The 19,738-nt window shown below is 39.9% G+C and carries 19 protein-coding genes; 7 read left to right on the top strand and 12 right to left on the bottom strand.

Going from position 1 to position 19,738, the window contains the following annotated elements:
* Positions 1-30 precede the first annotated feature (30 nt).
* A complete protein-coding gene (lptD, locus tag H5087_RS02035; protein ID WP_039485527.1) occupies positions 31-2,283 on the bottom strand; it encodes an LPS assembly protein LptD in 2,253 nt (750 codons plus the stop codon).
* 100 nt (positions 2,284-2,383) lie between these two features.
* Between lptD and H5087_RS02030 the strand changes: the two genes are divergently transcribed.
* The 3 genes from H5087_RS02030 to djlA are packed head-to-tail and all read left to right on the top strand — an operon-like array spanning position 2,384 to position 4,936.
* Positions 2,384-3,385 carry an aminoglycoside phosphotransferase family protein gene (locus H5087_RS02030; protein WP_182670975.1) on the top strand — a complete coding sequence of 334 codons (1,002 nt, stop codon included), beginning with the start codon at positions 2,384-2,386 and terminating at the stop codon, positions 3,383-3,385.
* Entirely contained in the window at positions 3,382-4,038 is a 657-nt protein-coding gene (murU, locus tag H5087_RS02025; protein ID WP_182670974.1) for an N-acetylmuramate alpha-1-phosphate uridylyltransferase MurU, read from the top strand. The genes H5087_RS02030 and murU overlap by 4 nt, the downstream gene beginning before the upstream one ends.
* Before the next feature lie 31 nt (positions 4,039-4,069).
* Complete coding sequence (gene djlA / locus H5087_RS02020; RefSeq protein WP_182670973.1) at positions 4,070-4,936, top strand: co-chaperone DjlA; 867 nt, start codon at positions 4,070-4,072, stop codon at positions 4,934-4,936.
* Here djlA and H5087_RS02015 read toward each other — a convergent pair.
* The 3 genes from H5087_RS02015 to rsuA form a co-directional block, all read right to left on the bottom strand.
* A complete protein-coding gene (locus tag H5087_RS02015; protein WP_182670972.1) occupies positions 4,919-5,869 on the bottom strand; it encodes a DUF3530 family protein in 951 nt (316 codons plus the stop codon). The two genes, djlA and H5087_RS02015, sit on opposite strands and share 18 nt — an antisense overlap.
* Before the next feature lie 81 nt (positions 5,870-5,950).
* Complete coding sequence (rluA, locus tag H5087_RS02010) at positions 5,951-6,604, bottom strand: bifunctional tRNA pseudouridine(32) synthase/23S rRNA pseudouridine(746) synthase RluA (RefSeq protein WP_182197649.1); 654 nt, start codon at positions 6,602-6,604, stop codon at positions 5,951-5,953.
* A 120-nt stretch (positions 6,605-6,724) separates the two neighbouring features.
* On the bottom strand, positions 6,725-7,423 hold the full coding sequence (gene rsuA / locus H5087_RS02005) for a 16S rRNA pseudouridine(516) synthase RsuA (protein WP_182670971.1): 699 nt from the start codon (positions 7,421-7,423) through the stop codon (positions 6,725-6,727).
* Between the two features lie 59 nt (positions 7,424-7,482).
* On the opposite strand from rsuA, the gene zapE reads away from it, so the two are divergent.
* Positions 7,483-8,592, top strand: a complete 1,110-nt coding sequence (gene zapE / locus H5087_RS02000; RefSeq protein WP_182670970.1) for a cell division protein ZapE — start codon at positions 7,483-7,485, stop codon at positions 8,590-8,592.
* 543 nt (positions 8,593-9,135) lie between these two features.
* Here the strand turns inward: zapE and H5087_RS01995 are convergent.
* From H5087_RS01995 to H5087_RS01970, 6 genes are read right to left on the bottom strand one after another with little or no spacing between them, the layout of a single operon-like run.
* Positions 9,136-10,563 (bottom strand): lipopolysaccharide assembly protein LapB, encoded by a 1,428-nt coding sequence (locus H5087_RS01995; protein ID WP_182670969.1) that lies wholly within the window; start codon positions 10,561-10,563, stop codon positions 9,136-9,138.
* A gap of 19 nt (positions 10,564-10,582) precedes the next feature.
* The gene (locus tag H5087_RS01990; protein WP_182670968.1) at positions 10,583-11,239 is read right to left on the bottom strand and encodes an energy transducer TonB; all 657 of its coding nucleotides are present in this window, start codon (positions 11,237-11,239) and stop codon (positions 10,583-10,585) included.
* Between the two features lies 1 nt (position 11,240).
* Positions 11,241-11,645 (bottom strand): biopolymer transporter ExbD, encoded by a 405-nt coding sequence (locus H5087_RS01985; RefSeq protein WP_002960813.1) that lies wholly within the window; start codon positions 11,643-11,645, stop codon positions 11,241-11,243.
* A 4-nt stretch (positions 11,646-11,649) separates the two neighbouring features.
* The gene (locus H5087_RS01980; RefSeq protein ID WP_002960812.1) at positions 11,650-12,030 is read right to left on the bottom strand and encodes a MotA/TolQ/ExbB proton channel family protein; all 381 of its coding nucleotides are present in this window, start codon (positions 12,028-12,030) and stop codon (positions 11,650-11,652) included.
* Positions 12,023-13,348, bottom strand: a complete 1,326-nt coding sequence (locus tag H5087_RS01975) for a MotA/TolQ/ExbB proton channel family protein (RefSeq protein WP_182670967.1) — start codon at positions 13,346-13,348, stop codon at positions 12,023-12,025. The genes H5087_RS01980 and H5087_RS01975 overlap by 8 nt, the downstream gene beginning before the upstream one ends.
* Positions 13,348-14,121, bottom strand: coding sequence for a DUF3450 family protein (locus H5087_RS01970; protein WP_182670966.1), 774 nt, complete (start codon positions 14,119-14,121; stop codon positions 13,348-13,350). Before H5087_RS01970 ends, H5087_RS01975 begins: the two co-directional genes overlap by 1 nt.
* Positions 14,122-14,338: 217 nt before the next feature.
* Here H5087_RS01970 and H5087_RS01965 point away from each other — a divergent pair, with 217 nt between their 5' ends.
* Positions 14,339-16,519 (top strand): TonB-dependent siderophore receptor, encoded by a 2,181-nt coding sequence (locus tag H5087_RS01965; RefSeq protein WP_182670965.1) that lies wholly within the window; start codon positions 14,339-14,341, stop codon positions 16,517-16,519.
* A gap of 89 nt (positions 16,520-16,608) precedes the next feature.
* Positions 16,609-17,289: a Fe2+-dependent dioxygenase gene (locus H5087_RS01960; protein WP_002960803.1), complete on the top strand. Its 681-nt coding sequence runs from the start codon at positions 16,609-16,611 to the stop codon at positions 17,287-17,289.
* Between the two features lie 319 nt (positions 17,290-17,608).
* Here H5087_RS01960 and galE read toward each other — a convergent pair whose 3' ends face one another.
* A complete protein-coding gene (gene galE / locus H5087_RS01955) occupies positions 17,609-18,625 on the bottom strand; it encodes a UDP-glucose 4-epimerase GalE (RefSeq protein ID WP_002960801.1) in 1,017 nt (338 codons plus the stop codon).
* 277 nt (positions 18,626-18,902) lie between these two features.
* Between galE and H5087_RS01950 the strand changes: the two genes are divergently transcribed.
* Positions 18,903-19,394 carry a DUF3016 domain-containing protein gene (locus H5087_RS01950; protein ID WP_182670964.1) on the top strand — a complete coding sequence of 164 codons (492 nt, stop codon included), beginning with the start codon at positions 18,903-18,905 and terminating at the stop codon, positions 19,392-19,394.
* Between the two features lie 47 nt (positions 19,395-19,441).
* Here the strand turns inward: H5087_RS01950 and H5087_RS01945 are convergent, their stop codons facing one another.
* Entirely contained in the window at positions 19,442-19,732 is a 291-nt protein-coding gene (locus H5087_RS01945; RefSeq protein WP_002960798.1) for a hypothetical protein, read from the bottom strand.
* Positions 19,733-19,738 lie beyond the last annotated feature (6 nt).

Here is a 19,738-nt window from a genome sequence, read left to right as displayed (position 1 = left end):
ATTCTTTTTACTACTCTTGCTGATAGTACTCTAGTTACTAAGAAAATACGGTCTACGATAGCCAAAAATACCTTGTTGTAATAATTTTTGTGCATCATAACGGCTTTTACTGCCAAGTCCTTTTAATACAAAATTCAAACTAATACCTGAATCAAAAGTTGCTTGTTCTTGTCCTATTGACTGATTTAAATCAGTTTCAATTTGGCGATGGCCAGTAATTTGGATAGCCCAACAGCATGATTCATACTGTAACCCGCTCAATACTTCGATACTTCTGTTGTTTTCAAGATCTCGATGATAGCTCGCAATAAATTGCCATTCGTCGCTAATAGGAATACTTGTAAATACACCTGCTTGCTCGATTGTATTTCCTGAGACATCATTTGCATAGCGATGGTTCAATTGTACTAGCTGATTATTATCACCTTTATAATCAAGCGTTACATTTGACTGTACCATTTGCTTGCCATCTGTATCATATTGAATACCTCCAGCGAGGTACCAACGGCGGTGCCAATGTAACATGGTTTGAGCTGCAAATAGTGCATTATAATTAGTGTCTGAGTTTAAGCCTTGCTCTGTTGGCTTGGCATCGTCACTTAAATAAAATATTTGGCCCGCACTAAAGTTAAACACTTCTTCTTGTTTTTTATCAAATAAGCGCGTTGTAGCACCTAAAGTAAACTGATTAGCAGCTGCTATACGGTCAACACCCGAAAAGCGCACGTCTCTAAATAAACCATAATAATCATCTTGCAGTTTGGTTGTATCAAACAAGCCAATGTCTGACTGATCTTTATTAGGTGTATATAAATACTGAATTTGCGGCTCTAGTGTTTGTATACCATCTTCAAAAAAGTAAGATGCGTCACGCTCAAAGTTAAGCTGAGAGTACAAACGTACTTTTGGGATAGTACGCGATACGGTATCGCTGTATTGCGTGCCGGTTAAGTTTCCGCTTTGCTTATAATTAGTTTGTAATAAGCTTACTTCAGATAAAAATGACCACGCATGCGTAGCGTAGTTGTAGCGTGCTTTTGGCTCTACGTGTACACGAGTTGCGCTGTCTATGGCCACTTCTGATGAATCATTAGTAAAATGACTAATCTCGCCCGACACACTAAAGTCAAAATTATCAAAACGCCAAGGCGCTGTTTGCGTAAAATTAACTTGTGGTATTGCAGTGTATGACTCTAAGTGATCGCCGAGTACTTCAAAGTTTTGCACTTTAATATCGGTTCGCCATGTATCACCTAAATGGGTAAGTGAACCAGTACGATACAATTGAGTATCGGTTTTACTTGCGTAGTTTGAAGTTAAGTCGGTGATGTAGTTATCATCGCTCACATTGGTTACATCAACGTTTGCGCGCCAGTTTTCACCTAGGTAGCTTTGCTGTTGCCAATGAAACATGTAGCGTTCATTCAAATCAGGCTCAGAATCATCACTATCTAAGTATTCAATCCCTACTAAGCCTTCGTGTTGCTCTGTTAGGTATCTAAATTCTGTTTGTAATTGCAGCCCTTTGTTAGACATATAACGAGGGGTAATAGTGGCATCAAAGTTAGGTGCAATATTTAAATAATACGGCGTAATTGTTTCAAGGCCGTATTTGTCAGAGCTTGAAATGGTCGGGGTAAGTAAGCCCGATTTACGGCGCTCATCCAGCGGGAATGTAAAATAAGGTAAATATAAAACCGGTGTATCTAAAATACGCAATACGGCGTTATATGTTTCGCCCCAGCCTTCTTCGCGTGAAAGGTTTATTTCGTCAGCTTCAATTTCCCATGCTGGGGTGTCACTTGGGCAAGTAGTAAAGCTTGCATTCATGAGTAATAGGCCAGACTGATTAACAGTGAGCTTTTCAGCGCCGCCTTTACCTTGTTGTTCGGTTAGGCTGTAGTCGGCGCCTAACAAACTGACTTCTGAATTATTTAAATCGGCATTTAATCCGGTGCTGTTTACTTTACTTACGTAGTCTTGATAAGTAATTGGTCCCGTTGCATTTAATAAACCACGCTGTTTGTCTATCAACGCAGTTTGTGCGGACAAACTCATCTTAAGGGTGTTAATATCAACATTGCCGGTAAATTCAGCGCTTTGAGTGCCAAGTAGCTCAACATCATCAGCTTGGATATCAACTTCACCAAGGTTAAGGCCTTCAAGTGGTTGCCAAGCTCTGGTTTGCATTGAAATGCCACAAAGGTTGTGTGCCAGTTCAGTTTCGGCAAGCGATGGTGCGCTAACTACGCTTAGCATCAATATGCCCCAGGTTTTGCTCATTTATCGACCTTAATACTTTGTGTTTAATATAATATACACATAATAAAGGAAAATAATGGCAATTACAGTAATTGACCTATAAAAATAGATATCTAATAAAATGACACGCTTTGAGAATTTACAACAATTTATAAACACACACCTTAATGCCAAGTCGCATACTTTAAACGCGATCACGGGGGATGCTAGCTTTCGCCGTTATTATCGTTTAAATCACGATAATAAACATTTAATAGTGATGGACTCAGATCCAAAAAAAGTGAATAACGAACCTTATATTTCGCTAAACCAGGTGTTTGTAGAGCAAGGCTTTTTACTTCCCACTATTATTGCAAGTGATGAGAAACAGGGCTTTTTTATTCTCAGTGACTTAGGCAGTACGCACCTAGCTGATATGCTTGATGATGCAAACCGCACCGAGCACTATCAAGCATTAATTAGTTTAAGCGCTCAATGGGCAAAAACGCCCACAGCTTCTGCTATGCAAGCGTATAACGAAGATTTTATAAAGCTAGAGCTTGATATATTTAGCCAATGGTTAGTAAGCGACTTTATTAATGAGTTACTTAGTGCAGAACAAAAAATAATGTGGCTAACAAGTTCAGAGCTATTAATAAAGGCCATGCTTGAGCAACCTACGGTTACCGTTCATCGTGATTACCATAGCCGTAATATTATGAATAGTGACGGCCAGTGGGCCATTATAGATTATCAAGATGCTGTACGCGGGCCGCTTTGCTACGATTTAGTATCGCTACTACGCGATTGCTACTTTAAATTGCCAGAGCAAGAGTTAACAAGTTTGCTTGATTTTGCTTATCAAGAATTTACAGCTCAAAATTTACTGGCTAACACTTCATTCGATGAGTTTAAATATTGGTTTGATTTAACCGGATTACAGCGCCACTTAAAGGCTGCGGGTATATTTTGTCGATTGTATTTACGCGATGGTAAAACAGGTTATTTAGATAATATTTTACCGACGCTTGATTACATTATTGAAGTGGCAGCAAATTACCCAGAGCTTAAAGCATTGAGTGAGTGGACAAAGAATACCATAGTGCCAAAAGTGACTGAAAAGTTGGCAAAGGAGCGCTCATGAAGGCGATGATTTTAGCTGCAGGGCGTGGGCAAAGAATGATGCCGCTAACGCAAAATATGCCAAAGCCAATGTTAAAAGTGGCAGAAAAACCACTTATTGAGCACCATATAAATAACCTTAAAGCTGCCGGCATTACCGATATTGTAATAAACCTTGCGTGGCAGGGTGATAAAATAAAAGACTACTTTAAAGATGGCAGTCAATTGGGCGTAAATATACTTTATAGCCAAGAAGTTGAAGGTGGCCTTGAAACTGCCGGCGGTATTATTGAAGCGTTACCGTTGTTGGGCGACTCGTTCATTGTAATAAATGGCGATGTATACACTGACTACGATGTAAGCGCGCTAATGCAACTTCATTTGCAACCCGGTGAGGCGCACATAGTGCTTATAGAAAACCCGCCACACAATCCAGATGGCGACTTTGCATTGAGCCATTTGTCGGCCGAGAGTCAAAAATATACCTTTTCGGGGATTGGCCGGTATCAGGCTGATTTTTTTAAAGGATTAACGCAAGGTATTCGCCCTTTAGGGCCTATTTTACGTGAAAAGCTAAATGAACATTTAGTCTCTACTGAGCTCTACATAGGGCAGTGGGATGACATTGGTACACCAGAGCGTTTAAACCAATTAAACACGCGCCTTGAGGCGTAACAACTCAATTTTTAAGAAGGCAGTATTATAGATGTGGGGAAAAATTCTCGGTTTTTGTTTTGGCTTTATGTTTGGCAAAATATTTGGTGCTATTTTAGGTTTATACCTAGGTCATTTATTTGATAAAAGCTTAAAAAATAACTTTGATAAAGCAGGCGGTTTTTCTAGCTTATTTAGTGGTGACGATGTTCACGAGCGCCAAGCTTTATTCTTTTCAAGCTGCTTTGCTGTTATGGGGCACATTGCAAAATCGAATGGCCGAGTGAGCGAAATACATATAAAAGCGGCTAACTTGTTCATGGACGAAATGGGTTTAAAGGGGGAAGAGCGCCGCGAAGCACAGCATGCATTTCAGTCAGGTAAAGAGAGTGACTTTTCACTTAAAGAAACAGTACACGATTTTAAAGAACGCTTTGCTAAACGAAACGATCTAATACAGTTATTTTTAGAAATACAAATACAAATGGCGTTTTCTGACGGGGTATTAGCTGAACAAGAAAAGCAATTATTAGCAGAGGTAAGTAAGCAGTTAGGGATTTCTAAAACACACTTTGCATTTGTATTAAAACGTTATCAAGCTGAGTTTAACTTTAGAAAGCAACAACAGCGCTTTAATCAGCAGCAACAAAACCAAGGTCAAAGTAGTAGCTACCGTGAGGGTTCTGGCCATCATGTACCGCCAAATAATAATATGAACCGTGCGCAAGCATTGGCGTTATTAGGCTTAAATAGCGATGCAACGCAGCGTGATATAAAAGTAGCGTACCGTAAACTTATGTCGCAACATCATCCAGATAAATTAGTGTCGCAAGGTTTACCAAAGCATATGATGGAATTGGCTGTTAAAAAGAGCCAAGATATTCAAGCCGCTTATGAGTATTTAAAAAAGTCGGCGTAAAAACCCGTCTATTTCTTTTGTTAGGCGTGCGTGTTGACCTGGTTGATCGCGCAGGCCAAACAATTGGCGTTGGCGGTAATCAAATTTTGCGTTTCGGTTAACCCAGCGCTGACGACTTTTAAGGCTCATTAAAGTGTCTGTGCTGTCATTTGCGTAGTAAATATCAAGCAAGGCGGGTGTAACAAGTGACGCTGTTTGGCTCAAACTTTCGTTACGTTTAGTATTAGGTAAGTAACTGCTTAAACTTATAAACGCATCTAGTCTCTCGTCCGGAAAGTCTGCATAGTACTCCAACAACACACCCGCACTAGTACCTTGTGCAATAACCACTATATTACTCGAATCTTCCATAGCGGTTTGATACAGCGCATTAAACCGAGAAATGAGATTTATTTTATAGTCATCAAGTATGTCGTCAGTTACTTTTTCTATTGCATTAACGTAATGAGGCTCACCTTTGATTTTTGCAGGCTGTGATTGTGCGTTTGTTGCTGTGTCGGGTGATGCAGGCTCATCGGCTTTACTAGGCGCAGCTTCGGTTTCGCTGGGCATTGTTTCGGCCAGTTTACTTGCTTGCCAGTCAATGTCGGGCACTGTCATTGCGTAGGTGCTGTAACCTAAATTATTAAGCTCTTTGCGCAAGTAGCTCATACCTGAATTATTGGTAGGTGAAGAATGCCAATCGGGTATAAGTATTACGATACCTCTAAAATTACTACTCATATACTCGCTGTAAAGGCTTAAAAATTCTGTTTCACCCGCCAATATTGGCTTTATTTCATCACTTGGAAGTAGTCGCTCAATATCGCTATTTTCAATACTTGATAGGCTAGGTGGAGCAATATGTTCAGCCGCGCTAATAGGGTTAGCTAAAAGTAGCGCACAGCTGAGCTGTATAAAAAAAGCTGCCTTTAAAAACCGTGAAAATAGCATAACGCACCTAACTAATGACAATTAGTTAGGTATCGGCAAGGTCATCTAAAAGTTTAATAATTTAAGAAGTGTTTGCGCCGGTTAAAATTCTGGCTCAGCTTCAAAAGTAAGTACTTGCTCAGTTTTAGGGTGCTTTAACTTCAGCATTTGAGCATGTAATTGTAAGCGAGGAGCAGCAGCAAGCGCCTCTTTATGGGCGTAAAGTCTATCACCTAAAATAGGATGACCCAAGCTTAACATATGCACACGTAGTTGATGCGAGCGACCAGTGATGGGGGTTAGCTCTACACGGGTTGCATTTTCTTCACGCTCAAGTATTTTAAAATGCGTAAGCGAAGGTTTACCTCTGTCGTGATCAACCATTTGTTTAGGGCGATTAGGCCAATCACAAATAAGGGGTAAATCTACTGACCCTGTTTCAGCTTCAAGGTGTCCGTATATACGTGCGATATAACGTTTCGCTGTTTCGCGCTCTTGAAACTGCATACTTAAATGTCTGTGCGCTGCTTTATTCATGGCAAGGCACAGTATGCCAGAAGTCGCCATATCTAAGCGGTGCACTATTCTTGCTGTTGGAAAAACACGATTAACACGATTAATTAAGCTGTCGGCATGTTTAGGATCTTTACCTGGGACAGTTAATAACTCACTTGGTTTATTAACTATCAGTAAGTCGTCATCCTGAAAAAGTATCGTTAAATACGGACTCATAGGGGGATTGTAGTTAACTAACACGGCCGACCTTAGTAATTTTGAAGGGCGCTATTTTAGTAGAGCAAGCCAACAGGCTCAAGTAAAAGTTTGGCTATATTGTTTTAACTAATAGTCCAAGCCTTAGGCTCCTTTAAAGCGCTTTTATAACTTAATTTCTTCGGGTGTTAATAATCGATATTCACCACTGGCCAAGTTTTCATCTAGGGTAATCTCCGCAATCTGCTCGCGATGTAACTCAACCACTTTGTTATCTACCGCGTAAAGCATACGCTTAACTTGATGATACTTTCCTTCACTTATTGATAAACGCAGTCCGTAATTAGCAAGTCGTTCGGCAATAGCTGGGCGGGTTAAATCTTTTTCGTTATGCAGCATGACACCTGTACGTAATTGCTCAAGGGCTTCATCGGTAATAGGCTCTTGAGTTTCGACTAGGTAGGTTTTAAATTTATTGCTTTTAGGCGACGTAATTTTATGTGACCAATCGCCATCATTAGTAATAATAACTAACCCTGTGGTATCTATATCAAGGCGACCTGCCACGTGAAAGTCGCTCATATTTGGCTCATCAAGTAAGTCAAAAACAGTTTTATGTAGCTCGTCGCTGTTAGCGCATACATAGCCAACAGGTTTATTTAGCATGTAATAGCGCTTACCTAAAAATACCAAAGGTGCACCTTGGTGCAATACTTCATCTTGCTGGGCTAGCTGAAAATTATGTGATGTGATTACTTCGCCATTCACGCTTACTTCTTTTCGCTTAATACTAGCGCGAGCTTGCGTGCGCGGTATTTCAGCTAAGTGGCTAATAAATTTATCTAAGCGGCAAGGGAATTTCATTTTGGTTCACATTTTTAGTCGGCTACAATGGGCGCGATTATAGCCGATAGTGAAATACCATGACAGTGCACAGCACACAAATTTTAAGCCTTTACCAAGCAAAAATAGACACAGGTGAACTGTGTTTTGATGCTGCGCAGCAAAATGCGGTGGAAGCTTTAAATACGCTAAGCGAGCAACTTCAAGCTCACACATCATGGTGGCAAAAAGCGCCTTTAATAAAAGGCATTTATTTATATGGACCCGTAGGGCGTGGTAAATCCATGTTAATGGATTTATTTTATAAAAACCTACCTATTGAGCAAAAGCAGCGGCTGCATTTTCATCATTTTATAGCACAAGTGCATGCCCAACTTTCGCAGCTACAAGGTCAAAAAAATCCACTCATTCTAATTGCAAAACAGTGGGCTAAAAATATTCGAGTACTGTGTTTTGACGAGTTTTTTGTGAGCGACATTGGCGATGCCATGATTATGGCCAGATTGTTCAATGCATTGTTTGAACAAGGTGTTGTGCTGGTGGCCACATCGAACGCAAAGCCAGAGCTGCTTTATTACAACGGCCTACAACGAGCGCGATTTTTATCTACTATCGATTTAATTAATAACCATTGTCATATAATTAACGTAGCAGGGGAGGACGATCACCGTTTTAGATATGGTAAAAACAGTCGTCACTATTTTATTAATTTACCTAAACGCGATTTTCAAAATGAGTTTTTAGCTTCGTATCCGGTTGTAACATCCAGCAATACAGTTAGTGTGCATGGGCGCGATTTACCTTATTTATTAAGAGCCGATAATGCCTTGATGATTGATTTTATGGCTCTATGCTCCGGCCCGCGTAGTGCTAACGATTATATGTTTTTAGCAACGCAATTTGATGTGTTGTATGTATCGAACGTGCCGCAAATGGGTGTTAAAGCAACGGGTAAAGTTATTGTTCACGGTATAGAAGATAGCTACCAACGCGAAAAACAAACACTTGATGAGCACACTTTTGACGACGAAGCACGGCGCTTCATTGCCTTAGTCGATGAATTTTACGATTGCCATAAATTGCTAGTAATAAATGCGCAAACCGACATTGAACATTTATATAAAGGTAAAAAGTTGAGCTTTGAATATGCGCGCACGCAATCACGCATAGTCGAAATGCAAAATTGGTAACGCTTAATATTGATTGTAAACAAGCTTGCTCACGTGAGAAGCGCAGCCCCTCTTAACCTTTTTGTGAATAAATTACTTAAGATCTTATTGCATAAAGAGAAGCAAAAGAGGAGTAAATGAGAAGACATAAAACAATAGTAATTATGTATTTTTACTTCTCTAAAGCGAAGCGCCCTCTAAACCTCTTTGTGAATAAATTATCTAAAAACTTATCGCACAAAGAGAAGCAGAAGAGGAGTAAATGAGAAGACATAAAACAATAGTAATTATGTATTTTTACTTCTCTAAAGCGAAGCGCCCTCTAAACTTCCTTGTGAATAAATTATCTAAAAACTTATCGCACAAAGAGAAGTAAAAGAGGAGTAAATGAGAAAACATAAAACAATAGTAATTATATATTTTTACTTCTCTAAAGCGCAGCGCCCTCTAAACCTCTTTGTGAACAAATTACTTAAGATCTTATTGCATATAGAAATTACGAGCTTTGCTCGTCACAGCCAGCAAGCTGTGCTTATACAAGTAAATTTAACCACGGTGTTAAACTTACCCTTCTTGGCGCACTATATTCTCAAGGGCGCGAATATTAGTAATTAAGTCCTGGCGTTGTGGATTGGCTTGTAATGCTTTTCTAAGATGCTTTAGCGCACTCGGGTAGTCTTTAGAATCAATTGCTATTTGCGATAATCCAAGCCACGCCGATAGTTGGTAATCAGGCAGAGCTTGTGCACGAACATACATAAGTTTAGCTTGGGTAAGTTGACCTTTACTACGATATATACTTGCTAAACTAAGTAGGGCATCACCTAAATTCGGGTTTATTTTAAGTGCATTATTTAAGCTTTTAAGAGCACGTTTAGTATTACCTTGTTGCATAGCAATTTGTGCGCTGTATACAGAAAACTGCGCTTGTTCATCGCGGGGCAGCCGCTTAGTTAATCTTTTTGCGCTGCCTATTAGCTCTTTAGCTAAATCCCATTTTTGTTGAGATACAAGCCAGCCTAAAGTTTGCATCGTGGTATTAATAACTTCAACTTGCTGCTGTTTAGTGGCGTGTTTTAAACCTTGCTTTAATAAACTCACTGCGCGTTCAGTGCTGCCTTCAGTTAAATGCAGCTGGGCTGCTAAAAGCTGGTTACTGGCATCTTTAGGGTTGAGTTTTAAGGCCACTTCAATAGCAGCTAGCGCCTGCTTTTTTTGATCAAGCTGTAATGCTATTTGTGCACGTTGCAGCCAAAGTTCAGCTTTATCAGGGCTTTTATTAAGTAATTCTTTTAGTAACGCACTTGCCTGACTTAAATCACCCGATTCAATTAACGCAAACAATAGCCCTTGTTGATATTGGCTTGTTTCTGGCGCTAGCATTAGCGCCTGGCGGTACGCCGCTACTGCGCTCCAAGGTTGGCTATGCTGCACGTGTATATAAGCAAGTTGCGCATAACTTTGTGCGTCAGCTTGGCCAAGTTCAATACTGTGAACTAGGTGTGTTTGTGCTTTGTCATACTTTGCTTGTTGCATGTATAAAAGGCTCAAACCTTGGTGTGCTTTTACTAAATCAGGTGAAGCTTTTAAACACGCTAAGTAAGCTAGTTCAGCGTTATTAAAGTCTTTTGTTGAAAGCAGAACTTGTGCACGTAATAAGTTTAAAGCAGTGCTATCTTGGCTTATATCACGGCCTTTAAATAGCGCCGCAACTTCACTGTAATTACCGGCTTGTAATAGTGGTTGTACTTGGCGAGCAAAACCGCGCTCGGTCGGCTCAATAAGAACCTCTGTAGGGCCTAGTAATTTATTATTTATAGCCAACTGCCATGTTGGATCGCTAGGCGATAAAGTTACTTTTAGTGGCGCACTTTTTAATGGCGTACTAGCAGCGCTTGCATGCACGCTAGTTACACCTAATAAAGGGAGTGAGCACATTAAAGTAGTGATAACTGCGCGAGTTAATGGTTTTAGCGTTTTAAATATATTCATATTTTTCATTTTAATAGGCTTAAGGTTTAAATTCGATTGGCCAAATAAAGCGAGCGCGTACGGTTTCACCTTCTTTTTTAGGTGCACTAAAGCGGCTTTGTTTAATAATTTTGTCGATAGCTGGTTTAAGTTCAGGGTATGGGTTTTGTACTACCTCAATTAAACTTAACTTGCCACTTTCATCAATAAATACATCGAGTTTTACAGTAAATACATCAACACCTCGGCGGGTTAAGCTTTTTGGTAAAACGGCCTTGACGGGAGTAAGTAAAGTGGGGAGACCATCGAGTTGATTTAAGCTAAATGCATCCCAATTTACACTCATTGATTGCCATTGTGGCGCGCTTACTTTTACGTTGGGTGTATCGGGTTTTACAATACTTAAATCACTGTTTATCTTAATTTTTACGGCTTGGATTGACGCGCCGGCACCTTCTACCGCTAAGCTTTGCATTGGCTCATTTGTTTGCTGTTGCGATATAGATGGAGGAGGGGGAGGTGGCAGTGCCACCATGGCAATCTCACGTACAACCACTTTGTCTTGGATATGATGCTCTGCAAGTTGCCCAAGCCATAAAAGCAGTAATGCAGCACTAAGCACAATGAGGCTAAGGCCAAATGCAAACAGCGGATGGCGATTGTTTTTTGTTTTTTGAAGCGGGTTAATCGTGTGCATATTATTGTTTCGTAGCCAAGTTAACTTGCGCTGCGCCTGCCAGCTTTGCTTCGTCAATTACTTGAACAAGTAACTCAGTAGGTACTGTTTTATCAGCTTGAATAACCACAGGGCGTTGTTGCTGTTTTAACATTTGCTCGACACTACTACGTACACCGGCAACACCAATTTGGCCGCCATCAAAGAATACTTGTTGGTTGTCGGTTATTGCTAAAAATATAACTTGCTGCTCAAGACGACTGGCCGATACGGCTTGTGGTTTATCAACCTCAACGCCGCTTTCGCGTACAAATACGGTTGTAACAATAAAAAATATTAGCAATATAAATACCACATCAAGTAGCGGCGACATATCAATATGTTGCCCCGCTTCTTGCTCTAGCTTGTGCTTTAATCGTGATTGCATAGTGTTACCCTAACTGCTTACTTAACGTATGTAATTTAGGATTACGCTGCGAATACGCTAAGTAAGCTTGCATTAACCATGCAGGAATAGCGCACACTAGGCCAAGTTGAGTTGTTAGTAATGCGTCACCAATGGCGTCACTCATTAACTCGTTATGGCCCAGCGCCATTACTTTAAATGTATCAAGCAAACCAACAATGGTGCCTAATAAACCAAGTAGCGGAAGCGCTGCAGTTAAAATAGAGCTAACTTCTTGCCAATAACCTTTGCGCTGCGCTTGGTATTGTTTAAGGTGCAGTAAGTCATGAAAAATCAGCTGGTATACAAATAAAGCGAGTAAAAGAATACACCAGCAAATAGGGTTACTAACTATCTTTTCAAACATTGTTATCTCCTTTTTCTAGTTGGCTTAGCTGTAATGCAAAGCCTTCTAGTTGGCTGTAGTACGCTTTTGCTTTACGCGATAACAGTGCATTTAATACCAATGCAGGTATGGCCACGACTAAACCCAGTTCGGTTGTTATAAGTGCTTGTGCAATACCGCCCGATACAACTTCTGGGTCGCCTGAGCCAAACAAGGTCATCATTTTAAATGTTTCGATCATGCCGCTAACAGTGCCTAATAACCCAAGTAGTGGGGCTACTGCTGCAGTAACGGCAATAGCGCCAATAAAGTTATCGAGTTTATGCTTATCATGAATTAACTGATTAAATAATTGATCGTCTCGTACTTGGCCTTTTTCGCTTTGCAGCGTTAAGTTAAATAGCTGCTGCTGCATACCTGCAAATTCACTGCTATTTTCAGCTTTAAAAAGTTGCTGTAATTGCATTTGAGAGTGCATTTTAATTTTACTTAAACGCAGTAGCTGTGCGGCTTTTAATAGCGCAATGGTAAGTGCAAAGCAGGCAAATAAAATAATAGGGATAGCCCATAAACCGCCTTTTTCTAGGTGTTCAAGCGGACTTTCTTGTTGGGCTTGGCTAGTTACTAAGTGCGTTAAACTAGGATCAAAAGTAAGTAATGTAGAGCCTACACCGTTTTGCTTTAAAGTATTATCGAGTGGGTTGTCGTCACTTGTTGATTGTACTAACGCTACTTTTAATGCATTAGATTCATCATCTAAATTTAATAAACCCATAAGTTTAGGTGTTTGCGTACTAAACCATGCAACAGGCCCGACTTGAAGGGTATTAGCTTGGCTTAATTCGCCATTACTTAGCACAACCGATTGTTTTTTTAACTGTGGATAAAGTGCCTGCTCTTGATTATTAATTAGCGATACAACACGGCTTAATAACTCGTTTTGGCTATTAGCCGACTCGTTACTGCTAGCACTATTGCTGGTATTTTGGCGTACAAAACGGCTAAGTAAGTTTAATTGATATTGCTGCTGCTGTTGCCAAGTGTCTAATCGGGTTTGTAACTGATCAAGGCTTAATGTGTTTTCGTCAGCTAGGCGGCGATTAACGGCTGCTTGTTCGCGTAATTTACTGAGCGATTGCTGCTTGGTAAAAATTTGCTTTGCAAGGGTGGCTTGCTCTTTTGAAATGCTATTTTGAGTTTTACTTAGAGTACGCTGCGCTGTTTTAATATCACTTAAAATACTTTGCTTAGCATCATCACTGCTAGCTGCAAAAGATATGTTTGCACTAAAAAGTAAAACTGTGGCGCTAAATACTTTAATTATGCTGTTAGTAGCCATTATTTAGCCCCTTGCTGGTTTTTATTTACATAACTTAATATTGGGAGTGTTACCCAATCAGCAGCGCGCTTTTTTTGCTGTACAGCAATACCCAGTGCAACTTGTTCTGCATTAATGCTTGAATCAAACTCCCACTGCCAACCTAAGTCACTTGGAAAACCAATACCTACGTAACTTAAGTCTTCGCTTACAAACCATGCTTGAGCTGCACCTAAATAAAGCTGCTTAACCCATACTTCTTGCCCGTCAGGATGCTTAATAGCCATTTCGTGAATAGAAATACGTTGTTGAAAATCATTAAGTAGAGTCAGCATTTTTAGTGCTGTTTGTAATTTGTCAGTTGTACTGAGTTTTGAATCGCTTAAATCACCAGCGTTTTTCCAACTACTCAAAAGTGGCGGGGGGAGTTGCACTTGTAATGAAAGTAATTGCCTAGAAATACGTGCTAGTTGATCATTTAATTGCTGTTGATCATTTTCAAGTTCTGATTGCTGAGTTACAAGCTGTTCGCGTTTTTGGGCAAGCTCACTGGTGCTTTTTTTTCTACGCTGATTAAGCTCGCTAAGTTGCTGCTGCTCGGCATTAAGAAGCGTTAAGGTTTGCTCCATACTGCTTTTTTGTTCAAGCCAATGAGTATTTAATTCTGTGTTTTGATTTTCTATTTGTAGCCATTTATTAACGAGTTGTTCTAGCTCACTAACAGTGTCGGCTTTTACTGCCATAGTGCTACAAAGCGCGATAACTACGCTAATTGGTTTAATTAAGCTTCGCATTACTTAACAACAATCCTGAAAGTTACGACAAGCAATTACAAGGGCGTAATTACTGTTAATTTTTGAGTGTGTATACAATATAGGAATTCACATAACAATGCAATTGATAACAGTTATCGTTTACATTGCATTGTTTGAGTGGTAGGATTTCGCCGAAATTAAATATGTACCTTAAATTAACAATAGTTAAGTGCTTAATAAAAACTACGGAGTAACCATGAGTAAGCCATCGAATAAAGGAAATGCGTACGTGAAGCCAATTGCAGCGGTTGTTACAGCTACGCTTTCAACTTGGGCAAGTGCACAGGATGTTCAAGAACTATCGGTAACCAAAGCAGAAACTAAAACTGAGTCTAGTTATGTTGTAGAAAAATCAACGTCGCATAAATACACTCAACCGCTACTCGATACAGCTAAAACGGTAACAGTAATCAACCAAGCGGTAATGAAAGACAGAAACGTAGATAGCCTACGTGATGCTTTGCGTAATGTTTCAGGTATTTCTTTAGCAGCAGGTGAGGGTGGCTCACCTACTGGCGATAGCATGTCGATTCGTGGTTTTAGTGCAACAAATGATATTTTTGTTGATGGTATTCGTGATGTTGCAGGTTACACACGTGATATTTACAACATTGAAGCCGTTGAAGTTGCAAAAGGCCCAGGCTCTGCAGTTTCAGGTCGTGGCGCAACAGGTGGTAGTATTAATTTAGAAAGTAAAAAGGCGAAGTTAGACAACTTTAACGACGTTTCTCTACGTTTAGGTACAGAAAACGATTACCGTGGTCGTTTTGATACTAACATTCAAGTAAACGATACAAGCGCACTACGTATCAATCTTCTTACTGATAAAGGTGATGTTGCAGGTCGTGACCATGTTGAAAATGAAACAAATGCTGTTGCGTTTGCATTTGCAACAGGGCTTGGTACAAACAGCCGTTTTGATTTAAACCTAGAGTATCAACGCCAAGACAATTTACCAGATTATGGTATTCCTTGGGTTTACAGTGATACGCCAGTAGCTGAACTTGCAGATAGTGCACGCTCACCTTCTCCTGTCGACTTTGATAACTTTTACGGTAATATTTACCGTGATTACGAAGATATTGAAGCTTACTCAACAACAGCTCGTTATGAGTATGATTTTTCTCAAAATACTACGTTACGTGTGCAAGGTCGTTTAGGTAAAGTTAAGCGTGAGTCAGTAACAACTGCACCGCGTTATTTCTCGGTTACAACAGACACTGATATTACCTTTGCAGATGAAAAAACACGTGATACAGAAAATTCACTTGCTGCACTTCAAGTTGATTTAATTGGTAACTATGAATTTGCTGGCTTTACTCACGATGTTGTAGTGGGTGTTGAACTTGCAAATGAAACGTTTACACGCCATAACTTTGTTGCCACTACGCCTGATAACCTAATTGAAGATGGAATACGTAACGACTTATACAACCCTGATGCAACAATTGCATTTACGGGTGTGTACGGCCGTAACGGTACAAGCATTGAAGCTAAAGCTAAAAACCAAGCTATTTATGCATTTGATACAGTGACGCTTAACAAGCAATGGGAAGTTACAGGTGGAATTCGCTTCGATAGCTTCACTACGGATTATCACAACGATTACAATGATCCAAGCGCTTTAATTTCTACAAGTGACGATTTATTTAGCTGGAATGCAGCTGTAGTTTATAAACCTACAGAAAATGGCAGTGTATATTTAGGCGCAGGTAATTCATTTAACCCATCGGCTGAAAGCCTAACGGTATCTACGCGTTCAAATGCAGCTGATTTAGACGCAGAAGAAAGCCGCAGTTATGAATTAGGAACTAAGTGGAGCCTAATGGATGGCCGCCTGCAGACTAATGCTGCACTTTTCCGTACTGAAAAAACCAATGCCCGTACTGATGACCCATTTGCAGATAGCTCAAGTGACGAAATACTCGGTGGTGAGCAGCGCGTTCAAGGTTTAGAGCTTTCAGCAACGGGCCTAATTACTAAAGAGTGGACTGTAATTGCTTCATACACTTACCAAGATAGCGAAGTAACAGAAGCATTAGGCGACGACGCAACTCAAATCGGTAACGAGCTTGCACGTACGCCTAAAAATAGCGCGAGTGTTTGGACTACGTACGATATGTCGGATAAGTTATCGTTTGGTTTAGGTGCGCAGTATGTAGGTGAGCGTTACAACGGCACTACGTCAACACGCTCTCGTGCGCCAGGTTATACTATTTTTGACCTAATGGTTGCGTATGACATATCAAAAGATTTGAGCCTGCAGTTTAATGGTGAAAACCTAGGTGATAAAGATTACGTTGATCAGTTAGGTGGTGGACACTTTGTACCAGGTGATGGTCGTAAGTTTAGTTTAACAGCGAGCTACTCTTTTTAATTTTAAAACAAATTAAAAAACAAAAGTAAGCATAAGGGCAGGCCTATTACCTGCCCTTAATTATTTGATGAAAATGTGAGAGGGCGCACATGATAGTTAAAATTCCAGAGCTATTAACGAAAGAAGAAGTGGCGTATTGCCATGAGGTTTTGCTTAAAGCGCAGTGGGCCGATGGCAGTATTACCGCAGGTCATCAATCAACCAAAGCAAAAAATAACTTACAGCTACCTGAAAATAGTCCTGAATGCCAAGAGCTTGGCGATATTATTATGGCAGCACTTGCGCGTAGTAATTTGTTTATGTCGGCTGCACTTCCTGCAAAAATTTTTCCTCCGTTATTTAATTGCTATCAAGGCGGGCAATCGTTTGGTGTACATGTAGATAATGCAATTAGACAAGTGCCGGGTACGCCAGTAAAAATTCGTACAGATGTATCAATGACGTTATTTATTAACGACCCCGAAGACTATGAGGGCGGTGAACTTGTTATTGAAGATACTTATGGCTCACATAGCGTAAAGCTGCCAGCAGGCAGTATGGTGTTGTACCCTTCAACGAGTTTACATCGTGTAATGCCAGTAACGAGTGGGCGTAGATTAGCCTCATTTTTTTGGTTACAGAGCATGGTAAACAGCGACGAAAAACGTGGTTTGTTATTTGATTTAGATATGTCGATTCAAAGTTTGCGCAGCAAAGTAGAAGATAGCCCAGAGATTATTCAATTAACAGGTGTGTACCATAACTTACTAAGACAGTGGGCACAGACATAACGAATATACTCGTTATTACATACTGGATATAAGTATTTAAATATAAGTAATTAAAAGCTGCGCTTTTCGCGAGAGCAAGCGCTACGCCTACAGCCAAAACTTAACGCTATGGTTTAATTACCTGTAGATGCGCAGCTTGCTGGCGTGACGCGCGAAGCTCGTAATTTCTAGGTTTTGGTTTCTTCTCATTTATTCCTCTTTTTCTTCTCTTTGTGCAATAAGGTTTTAAGTGATTTATTCACAAAGAGGCTAAGAGGTCGCTGCGCTTTAGAGAAGCAAAACTACATAATTACTATGTTTTCTCACTTGCCGTTTTTGCTTAACCCTTATAACCGTTAGGGTTATTTGACTGCCAGCGCCAGGTATCTTGCATCATTTCATCAATACCGCGCACTGCTTCCCAGCCAAGTTCATTAAGTGCTTTTTCTGGCGCTGCATAACACGCTGCAATATCACCAGGGCGGCGAGGTGAAACCTGATAGGGTACAGCCTGATCGCTTGCTTTAATAAATGCATTAACCATTTGTAATACAGAGTAACCATTACCAGTACCTAGGTTATAAACTAATGCCCCCGTGCTGCTGGCAATTTTATCAAGCGCTTTTAAGTGACCAATCGCTAAATCTACAACATGTATATAGTCGCGCACACCGGTGCCATCAACTGTGTCGTAGTCATCACCAAATACAGCGAGTTGCTTTAATTTACCTACCGCTACTTGTGCGATAAACGGTAAAAGATTGTTTGGAATACCATTAGGATCTTCACCAATTAAGCCCGACTCATGTGCACCCACTGGATTAAAGTAACGCAAAATAGCAAACGCAAAGCGCTCATCTGATTTAGCGATATCTTGTAGCATCATTTCAACCATTAGTTTAGATGTGCCGTAAGGGTTGGTAGTACCGCCCACAGGAAAGTCTTCTTTGATTGGTAAGCTTGCTGGGTCGCCGTAAACCGTGGCTGACGAGCTAAATACCAATTTAAATACACCCGCATCGCGCATCGCATCAACAAGCGTAAGCGTACCTTGAACGTTGTTTTGATAGTACTCAACTGGCTTTGCAACCGACTCGCCTACTGATTTTAAACCCGCAAAATGTATAACACTATCAACCGTGTGCTTTGCAAATACAGAATCTAAAAAGGGTTTATCGAGAATATCGCCTTGGTAAAAAGTGGCTTCTTTACCTGTTATATTTTTTACGCGCGCAAGTGATTCTTGTGATGAGTTACTTAAATTATCAATAACAACAACATCGTTACCTTGCTGTAAAAGTTCTAAAACAGTGTGCGAGCCAATATAGCCTGCGCCACCGGTTACTAAAATAGTCATGAAAGCTCCGTGGGTACCTTTTATCAATTAAGTTAATTTCACCATAAATAGAGGTGATTTACATGTTTTATCTGTAATTTATATGATTTTAATCGTATTTTTTTGATATCAGCACATTAAATGCTTTTGATTACATTTTGTGCAAAACAAGTAACACTTGATTGGTAAGATTAAGTTATAGTTAATAAACAAGTGCTAAAATAGCTTTAGTAATAGCTAATACTAAGTTTACTCCAATCCACACTTTTGTGATTGGTTTACCTCTTTGGAGAAAGATATGAATTTAGTTAAAAAAATAGCAACAACAATGTGTATCGCATTACCTGCGCTTGCCCATGCTGGTGAGTCTGTTGTTAAATGGAATGACTTTAATGATTATCGTGATGTGCGAGCGTCTAACCAAGCTAAGGGCTCGTATCACAAAAGTATTGCGGCAAGTTTTGAAAAACATATGTCTAAATTAGCTGAGCAACTACCAAAAGATTATAAGTTAAACGTAGAGTTTACTGATTTAGATTTAGCGGGAGATGTGCGTTATGGTGGTATGGAGGAAATTCGCGTAGTAAAATCAATATACTTTCCACGAATTAAGCTTAATTATTCGTTAACCGATAACGACGGTACAGTGCTTAGTAAAGATACTGATGTGGAGCTCAAAGATATGGGCTTTATGGATAAAATTAAAATGGGCCGCGAAGAATCACTATATTACGAAAAACGCTTATTAACAGAATGGTTTGGTGAGCAAATATTACCAAGTTTAGATTAACTTAAAATAAAAATGCCGCTAAATAGCGGCATTTTTATTTTTAAGCTTTACTTAAAAGTAGCTAACAGCGTGAGTATTTGTTGTAACTTAATAACGGTTGTTTTAAGTTTTTCTTCATCAAAACCATCGTTAGATAAGCTTTCAACGTCAGCGGCTACGTCAAGAACATACGGCTTAAAGCGTTTAGCTTCAAAGCTAAAACCAGCATCTTGTGCAAATAAGGCTTTAAATTTGCCATGGCCTTGCTGTTGTAGTTCATCGAGTTTTTTGTCGGCATCAAGCGCCTGACGATAAACAATTTTTAAATTAGTATTGAGTTGTTCAATAATTGAATCCATGGTTTT

Origin of the sequence: Pseudoalteromonas sp. SR43-7 (assembly GCF_014163785.1) — a bacterium.
GTDB lineage: Bacteria > Pseudomonadota > Gammaproteobacteria > Enterobacterales > Alteromonadaceae > Pseudoalteromonas > Pseudoalteromonas distincta.
This window is presented reverse-complemented; position numbering and strand designations above follow the sequence as displayed.

What these genes read in the sequence shown, in the direction of transcription:
- lptD (WP_039485527.1), bottom strand. Translation starts at nt 2,283, where the DNA reads ATGAGCAAAACCTGGGGCATATTGATGCTAAGCGTAGTTAGCGCACCA.
- H5087_RS02030 (WP_182670975.1), top strand. Translation starts at nt 2,384, where the DNA reads ATGACACGCTTTGAGAATTTACAACAATTTATAAACACACACCTTAAT.
- murU (WP_182670974.1), top strand. Translation starts at nt 3,382, where the DNA reads ATGAAGGCGATGATTTTAGCTGCAGGGCGTGGGCAAAGAATGATGCCG.
- djlA (WP_182670973.1), top strand. Translation starts at nt 4,070, where the DNA reads ATGTGGGGAAAAATTCTCGGTTTTTGTTTTGGCTTTATGTTTGGCAAA.
- H5087_RS02015 (WP_182670972.1), bottom strand. Translation starts at nt 5,869, where the DNA reads ATGCTATTTTCACGGTTTTTAAAGGCAGCTTTTTTTATACAGCTCAGC.
- rsuA (WP_182670971.1), bottom strand. Translation starts at nt 7,423, where the DNA reads ATGAAATTCCCTTGCCGCTTAGATAAATTTATTAGCCACTTAGCTGAA.
- zapE (WP_182670970.1), top strand. Translation starts at nt 7,483, where the DNA reads ATGACAGTGCACAGCACACAAATTTTAAGCCTTTACCAAGCAAAAATA.
- H5087_RS01995 (WP_182670969.1), bottom strand. Translation starts at nt 10,563, where the DNA reads ATGAATATATTTAAAACGCTAAAACCATTAACTCGCGCAGTTATCACT.
- H5087_RS01990 (WP_182670968.1), bottom strand. Translation starts at nt 11,239, where the DNA reads ATGCACACGATTAACCCGCTTCAAAAAACAAAAAACAATCGCCATCCG.
- H5087_RS01985 (WP_002960813.1), bottom strand. Translation starts at nt 11,645, where the DNA reads ATGCAATCACGATTAAAGCACAAGCTAGAGCAAGAAGCGGGGCAACAT.
- H5087_RS01980 (WP_002960812.1), bottom strand. Translation starts at nt 12,030, where the DNA reads ATGTTTGAAAAGATAGTTAGTAACCCTATTTGCTGGTGTATTCTTTTA.
- H5087_RS01975 (WP_182670967.1), bottom strand. Translation starts at nt 13,348, where the DNA reads ATGGCTACTAACAGCATAATTAAAGTATTTAGCGCCACAGTTTTACTT.
- H5087_RS01970 (WP_182670966.1), bottom strand. Translation starts at nt 14,121, where the DNA reads ATGCGAAGCTTAATTAAACCAATTAGCGTAGTTATCGCGCTTTGTAGC.
- H5087_RS01965 (WP_182670965.1), top strand. Translation starts at nt 14,339, where the DNA reads ATGAGTAAGCCATCGAATAAAGGAAATGCGTACGTGAAGCCAATTGCA.
- H5087_RS01960 (WP_002960803.1), top strand. Translation starts at nt 16,609, where the DNA reads ATGATAGTTAAAATTCCAGAGCTATTAACGAAAGAAGAAGTGGCGTAT.
- galE (WP_002960801.1), bottom strand. Translation starts at nt 18,625, where the DNA reads ATGACTATTTTAGTAACCGGTGGCGCAGGCTATATTGGCTCGCACACT.
- H5087_RS01950 (WP_182670964.1), top strand. Translation starts at nt 18,903, where the DNA reads ATGAATTTAGTTAAAAAAATAGCAACAACAATGTGTATCGCATTACCT.
- H5087_RS01945 (WP_002960798.1), bottom strand. Translation starts at nt 19,732, where the DNA reads ATGGATTCAATTATTGAACAACTCAATACTAATTTAAAAATTGTTTAT.